The organism is Streptomyces sp. NPDC035033, assembly GCF_040636735.1.
In the GTDB taxonomy this organism is placed as follows: Bacteria; Actinomycetota; Actinomycetes; order Streptomycetales; family Streptomycetaceae; genus Streptomyces.
This window is the reverse complement of record NZ_JBEZUZ010000020.1, coordinates 12,387-23,327: the sequence shown is the minus strand read 5'-3', so window position 1 is coordinate 23,327 and position 10,941 is coordinate 12,387. Positions and strand designations below refer to the sequence as shown.

Genomic DNA, 10,941 nt, shown 5'->3' with positions numbered 1-10,941 from the left:
GCGTCAGCCGTGCTGCTCCGCGGCCAGGACGGGCACGAGCCGCCGCATCGGCTCGACCCCGCCGCGGACCTCCACCTCGTACAGCCCCGGCCGGTCGGGCAGACACGTCCCCGTCCAGGCGCCTTCCGTACCGCGCACCGGCTTCAGCGCGGGGTACTGGACCGTGTCGAGTCCGCTGACCTCCCGCACCACGCACTCCAGGTCCGAGCCGTCGGGGGCGCCGCCCACCTCGATGGTGAACGCGGTGTCCGGGTCGGCCCATTCGGGCGTGTGGAGCTCCAGCTCGCGTTCACCGCCGAGCATGTCGCCCAGTTCGCCGGGGTGGCGCAGACCGCTCAACATGCCGCAGGCCAGGTCGATGACGCCCTCGCTGCGGGCGAGGGCGCTGTGTTCCTGGAACACGGTGACGGGTCGGGCGTCGGAGCCCCGCAGGTGGGCGGCGAACCGGTAGACGGTGCCATCGCCCTTGCGATTCTGGGTGCGGGGCCTGCCGTTCGCGTCGAGGGCGAGCCGGCCCGCGTCCCGGCGGAACATGTACCGCTGGGCCACGGCGGCCCCGGCGTCCACCCGGTAGCTCTGCCAGGTCCGCTGCCCCACGCCGACCACCATCACGTGCTCGGGCAGCAGGGTGCCGCTCCTGCTCGCCCGCCAGTCGGCGGAGGCCTGCGCCAGGTCGCGCCGGCCGCCCAGCGCCACGATGTCGTCGACATCCGGAGCCCGCATGTCGGCACCGTCCTCACAACAGCGGTAGCCGGGCAGCAGGTCGTACAGCCCCGGCATGGTGGGGGTGACCTCACGCAGCACCGCCGGCGGCAGCAGTCCGGGCGCGCCCTTGCCGGAGTTGAGCATCACGGCGGCCTTCACCGAACCGGCGAACGGGGTGCCCACGGTCATGACCGCGCGTACGTCGCCGTTCATCCCGCCGCGGTGAAGGACCTCACGGGCGAGCAGGCCGCCCATGGAGTGAGCGACGATCAGCACCTTCGCGGGGCCCGCCTCGGGGTGCTCGTCGAGGTAGCGGCGGTGGGCGCCGTGTGTCCGCCAGTCGTCCAGGTGGCGGCGGACCTCGCGGGCGAGCAGGGCGCCGTTGTGCTCGACGGACAGGCGCCAGTCGTAGGGGAAGGGCAGGACCGCGGCCTTGTGCAGGGCGGCTCGTCTCAGCCTGGAGATCAGGTCGTTGTACGGTTGGGCGTGGCCGAGTCCCGGGAACCAGTCGGCGATGTTCAGCACGCCGGTCGCCTCGACCCGGCCGGTCTCACCTGCCAGTTCGGCGTCCGTGACGGCCAGGGCGCGCAGTCGTCGCGCGTGGGTGCGGGCGGAGTACTGGAAGAGGCGGCCCAGCCCCCATAAGGGAGTGTCGTTCTCGACGTCCCTGAGGGCGCTGCCCATGATGCCGGGAACGACGACGACGGCGTCGTGAAGCTGTCGTTCCGGCACGCGTCGTCCGCTCGTGTTCTCGCCCCCGAGTGTCATCAACGGCTCTGGTCCCCCCAGTTGAGCGTATGACCGGAGCAGGAAGCTAGCACAGTGCTGACCGCTCGACGAAGAGAACGGAAGGATCGCGAAGGGGAGGAGACCGAGCCTGGAGGCGGGTCGGGGACCACACGGCATGCGCGACGGCGCACGGGGACCGGTCGTGCGCCGGGCGCCCGCCTACCGTCGGGAGGGCGGTCGGGGGTCTTCGAGGAGGCGGGTCACGGCGGACGGGGCGGCTCGCATCAGGGGGTGCCAGGTCTCGATCAGGAAGGCGAAATCGGCCATGTCCTCCTCCGCCCGGTCGAGGAGGGACCCGCGTTCCGCCGTCAGGGCGTCCGCCACGGATGCGTACCGGCCGCCCAGCTTGCGGTAGGAGCGGTCCAGGACGTCGAGGCGGTGCACGTTCTCGGCCCGGTCGAGCCGGAGGGTCTCCCGGACGTGCGCGGCGACGGCGGCGGCGCGCACGCGCCCGGTGGCGTCGAGGAGGTCGTCGGGCGCCGCCCTGAAACGGGCGTACAGCGCGTGGAAGTACCGCATCGAGAGCAGGAAGCGCACGAAGCGGAGCTGGTAGGCGAGGAAGCCCGGGCCGGTACGCCGCTCGGCGGTGTAGTGGTTGACGATGTCGCGGTTGTGCTGGACGCCGGGCAGCCGGGCGTCGTGCACGAGGTGGGTGAGGAAGTAGTCGGTGCCGATGGTGTCGGTGGCCGGTGGCAGCGGCACGCGCGCGTACACGTCTTCGGCGAAGGCGATGTTGCACATGTCGACGCGCATCGGGCTGACGGTGGTGAGCGTCGTCAGGTCGCCGGTGAAGGGGGCGGCGCGGGAACCGCGGAAGGACTCCTCGACCAGCCCGCGCCGCCACGGCTCGGGGCAGTCGGCGGGGATCCAGAGGCCGACGACCTCGCGGTAGACCTCGGGGTCGGCCTGGCGGATGCCGTCGAGGTCCACCGACATCTCGCCGATGAACGAGCCGCCGGCCAGCACCACCCGGCGGTCCGCGAGGGCCGGGTCGAGCCGGCTCCGGGTCACGAGGCCGGCGGCCGCGACGTCGGCGGCGCGCCGGCCGAGCGTCGCCAGCTCGTGGTGGACCGGGAAGAGCGGCGCGCCGTCGTGGTGCTGGTACCGGCCGTCGGAGTCGCGCCGGTGGACGGAGACGCAGCCGAGGGCGCGCGCGACCAGGAAGAGGCGGTCGGTGCAGGCGCCGTACGACACGCCGTCCGGGAGGAGGAGGCGGTGCAGCCGGTCGGCCTCGACGACGCCGGAGCGCCGCACGGCCTCGTGCAGGAACTCCCGCTGCCGGCGCTCGTCGAGGTGGTGGACGGTGACGCCCGGGACGGGCGGCAGCGCGTCGACCGCCGCCCGGTTCCCGGCGAGGACCGCCGGCCCCGACGTGTCGAGGACGACCAGGTGGACCTCGACCCCGTCGAAGGCGCGGACCGCGTAGGCCGCTTCGGCGCCGAGTTCGGCGATCGTGGCGGCGCAGGCCCGGTCGGTGGGCAGCGCTAGGCAGACGCGGTGCACGCGGGCTCCCTGGGGTCCGGGGTGGGGTGCCAGGGGTCGAGTCCGAGCAGGCGGGCGCCGAGGGGGGTGAGTTCGGCGGTGGGGTAGCGCTGGGATTCGTGGAGGACGGGGTCGCCGACGAGGGTGCGGTTCCAGCGGGGGGTGCGCAGGTGGCGCCAGGAGTCGATGCGGGACTTCCGCAGTGCTGTGTGTTCTTCCAGGGCGGGCATCATCGAGAGGTATTGGACGGCGCGGACGTCGTGGGTGGAGGTGTTGCGGGCGACGCCGTGGGCGAGGAGGCCGTTCCAGATGAGGAGGTCGCCGGGGTTGAGGTCGGGGCGGACGACGGGGAACTCGGAGCGGTCGGTGGTGGGGCGGAGGGGGTCGCGGTCGGCGGGTTGGCGGGTTTTCCAGTGGTCGAAGCGGTGGAAGAGTTCGGGGGCGCACTGGAAGCCGCCGGTCTCGGGTGTGGTGGTGGTGAGGGCGATGATGCCCTGGACGCGTTGGGGCGGGACGTCGAGGGTGGTGTCGATGTCCCAGTGGAGTTCGATGTCGAAGCCGCGGTCGGTGGGTTCGATGAGGGCGCGGTCGCGGTTGCCGGTGTTGGGTGGGTTGAGGTTGAGGCGGTCGAGGGTGACCCAGAGTTCTTCGCAGTCCCAGACGTCGACGAAGGCGTCGTAGACGCGGGGGGTCTGGCGGTTGTCCCACAGGAGTTGGTGGTGGTAGGCCTCGACGAAGCCGTAGATGTGGAGTTGTCGGTCGAGTGCGGTGCGGAAGGGGCGGTCGGCGTACCAGGTGTGGGGGTCGTGGGGGTCGAGGCCCTGGAAGTCCCAGGTGAAGTCGAGGAGGCGGCGGGCAGTGGTGGCGGGGATCGCTTCGCGGACGATGACGTAGCCGTAGCTCTGCCAGTGTGCGAAGTCCTCCTCGGACAGGACCCGCAGGGGGCGGGACTTCTTCAGCTCCCGCAGCGAGGTCCGGGCGAGGTAGGACTCCCCGTCCGCACTGAAGTACGGCAGGTCGGTCGCCGCACGGTGCAGGCGGGGCGGTCGCCGGCGGCGGAGGGCGGGCGGGGTCTGCGCGAGGTCCATCGGGTCCTTCTCTGGGTCGGAGGGCGGCCTACTGGTAGGCGCGGGCCTGGAGTTCGAAGAGTTCCGCGTAGAGGCCGCGGGCGGCGAGGAGTTCGTCGTGGCCGCCCCGCTCCCGGACCGTGCCCTTCTCCAGGACGACGATCAGGTCGGCCGAGCGGACGGTGGAGAAGCGGTGCGAGATGAAGAGGGTCAGGGAACCGGAGTCCGAACTCGCCCGGCCCGCCGCGTCGGTGAACCGCTCGAACAGCTCGTGCTCGGCCGCCGCGTCCAGGGCCGAGGCCGGTTCGTCGAGGAGCATCAGGAGCGGGTCCCGGCGGACCAGGCAGCGGGCCAGGCCGAGGAGCTGCCACTGACCGCCGGAGAGCTCGGCGCCGTCGCCGTAGCCCTTGCCGAGCAGGCCGTCGAGACCACCGGGCACCCGGTCGAGCACCCGGTCGGCGCGGGCGGCGGTGATCGCGCCGCGCAGCGTCTCGTCGTCGTCGAGCGCGGACAGCCGGCCGACGCCGACGTTCTCGCGCAGCGGCAGCTCGAAGCGGGCGAAGTCCTGGAAGAGGGGGGCGATCCTCGCGGCCCAGGCCGCGGTGTCCAGCTCGCGCAGGTCGACGCCGTCCACCAGGACGCGTCCGGTGGTGGGGCGGTACATCCCGCACAACAGCTTGACCAGGGTGCTCTTGCCCGCGCCGTTCTCGCCGACCAGGGCGACGGTGGCGCCGGCGGGCAGGGTCAGGTCGACGCCGGTGAGGACGTCGTGGTCGCTGCCGGGGTAGCGGAAGGAGACGTTCTCCAGCCGGATGCCCTCTTCGAGGCGGGCCGGGACGGCGGCCATCGTGGCCGCGGGAGCCGCGGCGGGGGCCGGGGCCGGTACGGCGGACCAGCGGCGCAGCCGCTCCAGCCGCTCGAAGGTGCGGCCCGCGCCCTGGAGCATCGCGAGCAGCCCGAGGGCGCTCGCCACCTGCACGCTCACCTGCACGGCGAGGGTGATGACGAGGATGACGTCGCCGGCGTCGACGGCGCCGTCGAGGGCCTGCCGGACCACCAGCCACAGCCCCCCTCCGTACGCGAGTGCGAACAGCAACTGCCCGCTCGCGCGGAGGGCCGCGGCGCGCAGCGCGGCCCGGCGCAGCAGGTCGGTCGAGCGCTGCCACGCCCGCGCCTGATGGCTCATCAGTTCGTGTTCCGCGCCGCCGAGCCGGACCTCGGGCACCGAGTGCTCGGAGGTCGCCAGGGCGAGCAGATGACGGCTGAGCCGGGTGGGTTCGGCCGCGCGCTCCTTGGCCCGGTCGAGGACGGCCTGGGCCCGGTCGGCCACCAGCACGGGCGGGACCGCCGCCAGGGGCAGCAGCGCCAGCCACGGGTTGACGGTGGCGAGGATGACGGTGGTGAGGACGGCCTGGAGGGCGAGCCCGCAGAGCTGGAGCACGGCCTCCATCGCCGCCCGCGTGCGCGGCAGTTCCTCCCGGACGAGGGTGAGCGTGTCCGCGAACTCCGGGCTGTCCAGGTGCTCCAGGCCGTGCGTGCCGTTGGCGACGGCCAGCACCTCCTGGCGCAGTTCGGTCTCCTGCTGCTCTCCCAGCTCGAAGTAGAAGAGGTGGGCGAAGTGTCCCATGGACAGTTCGAGGACGAGGGCGGCGGCGATGCCGGCGGCGAGCCACGCCGCGGTGTCGACGGCTCCGTCGAGGGCGTGGTCGGTGAAGGCGCGCAGCAGCAGGGCGACGGCCGGGGTGGCGAGCAGCCCGACGAGGAGCAGGGCCGCCGAGACGTACAGCCGGCGCGGGTCGAGCCGGTGCGCGAGCCGGAGCAGGGTGCGGACGGCGAGGAAGAGGGTGGTCACCGGGATTCCTCCAGGACGGGGTCGGAGAACCGCTGCGCCTGGAGGCGGAACAGCTCGGCGTAGCGGCCGTCGAGGGCCAGCAGTTCCTCGTGGGTGCCCTGCTCGGCGACCCTGCCGTGCTCCAGGACGACGATCCGGTCGGCGCGGCGGACGGTGGAGAACCGGTGCGAGATGACCACGCTGGTCAGGCCCTTGGTCATGGTGAGGAAGCGGTCGAAGAACTCGACCTCGGCGCGGACGTCGAGCTGTGAGGTCGGCTCGTCCAGGACGAGCAGCCGGGCGCCGCGCTCGACCGCGTAGAAGGAGCGGGCCAGGGCGACGCGCTGCCACTGCCCGCCGGAGAGGTCGAGGCCGTCCTCGTACTGGCGGGACAGCACGGTGTCCGGGCCGTGGGGGAGGCGGGCGAGGACGTCGTCGAGGCCGGCGCGGGCCACGGCGGCGTCGAAGGCGCCGTCCTCGGGGTCCCCCGTGTCGGGCGCGCCGAGCACCACATTGTCGCGCAGGCTCAGCTCGTACCGGTTGAACTTCTGGAAGGTGACGGCGAGCCGGCGCTGCCACTCGGCCGCCGTCCAGGTGTTCAGGTCGGCGCCGTCGGCGGTGACGCGGCCGGAGGTGGGCTCGTGGAGCCGGGTGAGGAGCTTGACCAGGGTGGTCTTCCCGGCGCCGTTGAGGCCGACGATCGCGGTCGAGCGGCCGGCCTCGATCTCCAGGTCCAGTCCGTCGAGGACGGCGGGCCCGTCGGGGGAGTAGCGGAAGACGACGTTCTCGAAGCGCACGCCCCCGGTCGGCGCGGGAACCGCGTCGCCGGACGCGGGCCGGCGGGCTCCGGGCAGGGGCGCCGCCTCCGGCCCGGCCGCGCGCTCGGTGAGGGCGGCGAGGGAGTCGTACGCCTGCATGCCGTACTGGGTCTGGACGTCGCACTCGGGGAAGTACACCCCGAACCGCAGCGGGATGAGGACGGCCTGGAGGGCGATCGCGAGGGTCAGCAGCGTCAGTTCGCCGCGTGCGGCGGGTCCCGCGAGCAGCAGCAGGGCGCCGGAGCCGCCGGCCAGCCCGGCGAGGGCGAGCACGACGAACGGGCCCATCAGGATCCGGCGCCGCCCCTCCCACAGCGGGGTCAGGTAGCCGCGCATGTCGGCGTGGTGCCGGGCGCCGAACCAGCCCGACAGGCCGAGGACGCGGATCTCCTTGGCGGCCTCGGTCCCGCCCGCCGTCCTGAGCATGTACGCGATCCTCCGCCGCTCCCCGGCGAGGCCCTGGTACAGCCCGGCGAACCGGCCGAGGGACCCCCGCTGCCCGAAGCGCAGGAGGAGCGCGGTGGCGCCGGTCAGCAGCGCCGCCCAGGGGGAGAGCGTGATGCCGACGAGGACCACCGCGCCCAGGAGCTGGGTGTAGCGGGCGACCAGCGCGAGCGCCCCGGCGGCCGCGTCGCCGGGCGTGGGCAGCAGCCGGTCGAAGGCGCCGCGGGCGTCGCTGAGCAGCTTCAGGGTCTCCTCGTTCTCCAGCAGGGAGATCGGCGCGCGGCGCAGCGCGGTGTCCATGAGCCCGGTCACGCAGTGGCCGTCCACCCTGCGGGTCACGACCTCGCCCAGCGCCGCCTGGAAGGGGGCGAGCAACTGCTGGAGGACGAAGGCGCCGAGCGCGAGGAAGAGGGCCGCGAGCACGGCGCCGGCGCCGGTGCCGGCCCGCGGCAGCCGGTCGAGCAGCACGCTCATCCAGACGATGAAGGCGAGGGGCAGCAGGCCGATGACGAGGTTGAGGGCGACGGCGGCCGACACCAGCCCGGCCCCCGCGTGCGGCAGCAGTCCGAGCAGAGCCCGTGTCCGCCTCGTGCGGGAGCGGATCCGGGAAGCGGGGGCGGTGGGGGCGATCGGCGGCGACAAGCGCGTTCTCCTTGCGGGAAGGGTGGTTCGCGACAGCGCACCCGGACGGGCGGGGTGGCACCGCACCACACGATTGGTCCAGACCTTCAGAACTGTCAAGTGCCGTATTGGCAGCTGGACATGAGGAAGTTTTGCGTCCGCGACGAAGCGGACGAGCCCCCGCCCGAGTGATCGCTTCTGGTCTAGACATGGGCCGCCGGGCGTGACTAACCTCAAGGCGAGCGGCCGCCGCAACCCGGCCCTTCCCGTCCGCTCCCGGCCCGTTTCCGACTCGCCGAGTCTCCCGCCCCGTCGCCGCGACCCGCCCGTGGGCCCTGCCCGCCGCTCCGCCCTGCCGACGCGCGGTACACCCATGCCCCGATCCTCGGAGGAAAGTCATGACGACCGCCGCACCCCTGTGGGACGAAGAGGTCCGCAGTGCCGTCCAGCGGCTCACCACCGCCGCCGAGAACGAGTACTACAACCCGTACCAGACCTTCGAGTGGCCCGACGCCATCCCCGAAGGCGCCCTGTGGATGAGCGAGGACCTGATGACGGTCCACGGCACCGACGCCGCCGCCGAGCTCACCCGCGAGCAGTACCTCGCCCTCGCCAAGTGGGAGAGCATCAACTTCTACAGCCTGAACGTGCACGGCATCCGCGAACTCATGGCGGAGGTCGTCAACCGGATCCACGCACCCGGCTACGAGATCCCCACCCCGTTCTTCCACCACTTCCTCGGCGAGGAGAACGAACACATGTGGTTCTTCGCCGAGTTCTGCCTGCGCTACGGGGGCCGGCTCTTCCCCGACCGCTCCATGGCCTTCCCGGCCCGCGAACAGTCCGCCCTGCTCGGCAACTTCATCGTCTTCAGCCGCATCCTGATCTTCGAGCAGATCGTCGACCACTTCAACAGCAAGATGGCCGCCGACACCGCCCTGCCGGAGACCATCCGCGCCATCAACCGCGTCCACCACCAGGACGAGTCCCGCCACATCGCCTTCGGCTGCCAGCTCGTCCGCGCCTTCTACGAACGCCTCAAGGCCGAGGGCGACCCGGCCGAACTCGACGCGGCCCGCGCCTACATCGAGCGGTACATCACCACCTCCCTGCAGTCCCTCTACAGCGTCGACGCCTACCGCGAAGCCGGCATCGCCGACCCCTTCGCCTTCCGGACGCGACTGCTCGCCGACCCCGCGCGCAAGCCCGCCCACGACGCGATCGTCTCCCGCACCACCACCTTCTACCGGCGCATCGGCGTCCTCGACTGACCAGCAGGCCCACCACCCGAGAGGAACGCCCCATGAGCCCCACCACCGCCCTGCCGGCCCTCCCGCTCACAAGCCCCGGCGCCGGACTCGTCACCCTCGACCCGGTCCGCACCGCCCTCCTCCACGGACTCGACGAACTCCTCGGCGGCCTCGCCGCCCGGCTCGCCGCCCCCGAGGTCGTCGGCCCGCCGCTGCTCTCCGTCGAGGGCCTGACCAAGCTCGACTACTTCCGCAACTTCCCCCACCTCGGGGTCTCCGCCGCCCGCTTCGCCCCCGAGGGCCTCGACGACCTCGCCGCGGGCACCCCGGCCGGCGACCTCGCGCTCACGCCCACCGGACACCTGCTCCCCTCCGCCACCTGCTACGGCCTGCTCCTCTCCCTGGAGGGCGCCGACGTCGGCGCGGACGGGCTGCGCCTCTCCGCCGCGGGACGCTGCTTCCGCAACGAGACCCACTACGACGGCCTGCGCCGCCTCTGGGGCTTCCACATGCGCGAGGTGCTCTACCTCGGCACCAAGGACGGCGCCGTCGCCCACCTGGAGCAGGGCGCCTCCTTCGTCCAGGAGCTCGCCGAACGCCTCGGCCTCACCCTCACCCGCGCCACCGCCGACGACCCCTTCTACGACAAGGGCGGCTCCCGCGCGAAGCTCATGGCCCTCGACCCGGTCAAGCACGAGTTCAGCGCGCCCGACGGCACCGCCATCGCCTCCGTCAACCGCCACCGCAACTTCTTCGGCGAGCGCCTCGCCATCACCGCCGGCGAGCACGGCACCGCCTACAGCGCCTGCGTCGCCTTCGGCGTGGAGCGCTGGGTGCACGCCATGATCCTCGCCCACGGCTCCGCCGAGCAGGCCCTGGACAGGCTCCGCGATGTCCGCTCCTGAGCCGGTCGGCACCGCGCGCGAAGCCGCCCTCGCGCGCGGCGCCGCCGCCCTCGGCGTCCCCTTCCCCCTCGTCCAGGCCGGCATGGGGGGCATCGCCGGGCCGGCGCTCGCCGCCGCCGTCGCGGACGCCGGCGCGCTCGGCACCGTCGCCCTCTACAAGGCCGCCCCGGACGAGGCCGCGGCGCTCGTCCGGGACACGGCGGCCCGCACGGCCGCGACCTTCGGCGTCAACGTCATCCCCGAAGTCGCCGCCGGACTCCTCGCCGGCCAGCTCCGGGCCGTGGTCGACGCCGCCGACCGCCCCCTGGTCCTCAACAGCTACGGACTCCCGCCCCTCGACCAGGTCCGCCGGGTCCTCGACGCCGGCCACCGGCTCCTCGTCCAGGTCGGCACCCCCGAGGACGCCGCCCGCGCCACCGACCTGGGCGCCGCCGCCGTCGCCCTCCAGGGGACCGAGGCCGGCGGCCACCACCTCGGCACCCTGCCGCTGCGCGACCTGCTCGCCCGCACCGCCGCCGCCCTCCCCGGCCAGGTCCTCCTCGCCGCCGGCGGCCTCCACGACGCCGCCGACCTCGCCCCCCTCCTCGACGCCGGCGCCTCGGGCTGCCTCTGCGGCACCGCCTTCGTGGCCGCCGCCGAGTCCGCCGCCCACCCCGCGTACAAGCAGGCCCTCGTCGCCACCGGCGAGGACGGCACCACCATCACCGAACGCTTCACCATCGGCTGGCCCGGCCGCCCCCACCGGGTGCTGCGCGGGCCGGTCACCGAAGCCCCCGAACCACCGCCCGCCCGCTTCATCGCCTGGACCACCGTCGCCGACGGCCGCCGGCGGCCGGTGCCCCTCGGCTCCGCCGCCGCGCCCACCACCGAGGCGGAGGGCCGCGTCGACGACATGGCCCGCTACGCCGGCCTCGGGACCGCGCGCATCGACGCCGTCGTCCCGGCCGCCGCCGTCGTCGCCCGCTACCGCGGCCGGACCACCGCCGCCGAACCGGCCCCTCCCGCCGTCCTCGGAAGGACGTGACCCAC

The 10,941-nt window shown here is 73.6% G+C and carries 8 protein-coding genes; 3 read left to right on the top strand and 5 right to left on the bottom strand.

Features of this window, described 5'->3' with window-relative positions; translation table 11 throughout:
* Nucleotides 1–3: 3 nt before the first annotated feature.
* From AB0E83_RS11405 to AB0E83_RS11385, 5 genes are all read right to left on the bottom strand, one after another.
* Nucleotides 4–1,437: a hypothetical protein gene (locus AB0E83_RS11405; RefSeq protein ID WP_362109045.1), complete on the bottom strand. Its 1,434-nt coding sequence runs from the start codon at nucleotides 1,435–1,437 to the stop codon at nucleotides 4–6.
* A gap of 216 nt (nucleotides 1,438–1,653) precedes the next feature.
* The gene (locus AB0E83_RS11400) at nucleotides 1,654–2,997 is read right to left on the bottom strand and encodes a DUF6271 family protein (protein ID WP_362109043.1); all 1,344 of its coding nucleotides are present in this window, start codon (nucleotides 2,995–2,997) and stop codon (nucleotides 1,654–1,656) included.
* Nucleotides 2,979–4,064 carry a phytanoyl-CoA dioxygenase family protein gene (locus tag AB0E83_RS11395; RefSeq protein WP_362109041.1) on the bottom strand — a complete coding sequence of 362 codons (1,086 nt, stop codon included), beginning with the start codon at nucleotides 4,062–4,064 and terminating at the stop codon, nucleotides 2,979–2,981. Before AB0E83_RS11395 ends, AB0E83_RS11400 begins: the two co-directional genes overlap by 19 nt.
* 28 nt (nucleotides 4,065–4,092) lie before the next feature.
* Nucleotides 4,093–5,895, bottom strand: coding sequence for an ABC transporter ATP-binding protein (locus AB0E83_RS11390; protein WP_362109039.1), 1,803 nt, complete (start codon nucleotides 5,893–5,895; stop codon nucleotides 4,093–4,095).
* Nucleotides 5,892–7,778 carry an ABC transporter ATP-binding protein gene (locus AB0E83_RS11385; RefSeq protein ID WP_362109037.1) on the bottom strand — a complete coding sequence of 629 codons (1,887 nt, stop codon included), beginning with the start codon at nucleotides 7,776–7,778 and terminating at the stop codon, nucleotides 5,892–5,894. The genes AB0E83_RS11390 and AB0E83_RS11385 overlap by 4 nt, the downstream gene beginning before the upstream one ends.
* Before the next feature lie 377 nt (nucleotides 7,779–8,155).
* On the opposite strand from AB0E83_RS11385, the gene AB0E83_RS11380 reads away from it, so the two are divergent.
* From AB0E83_RS11380 to AB0E83_RS11370, 3 genes are read left to right on the top strand one after another with little or no spacing between them, the layout of a single operon-like run.
* On the top strand, nucleotides 8,156–9,028 hold the full coding sequence (locus AB0E83_RS11380) for a diiron oxygenase (protein WP_362109035.1): 873 nt from the start codon (nucleotides 8,156–8,158) through the stop codon (nucleotides 9,026–9,028).
* 32 nt (nucleotides 9,029–9,060) lie between these two features.
* Nucleotides 9,061–9,912 (top strand): aminoacyl--tRNA ligase-related protein, encoded by an 852-nt coding sequence (locus AB0E83_RS11375; RefSeq protein WP_362109033.1) that lies wholly within the window; start codon nucleotides 9,061–9,063, stop codon nucleotides 9,910–9,912.
* The gene (locus AB0E83_RS11370) at nucleotides 9,899–10,936 is read left to right on the top strand and encodes a nitronate monooxygenase (protein WP_362109031.1); all 1,038 of its coding nucleotides are present in this window, start codon (nucleotides 9,899–9,901) and stop codon (nucleotides 10,934–10,936) included. The genes AB0E83_RS11375 and AB0E83_RS11370 overlap by 14 nt, the downstream gene beginning before the upstream one ends.
* Nucleotides 10,937–10,941: the final 5 nt, after the last annotated feature.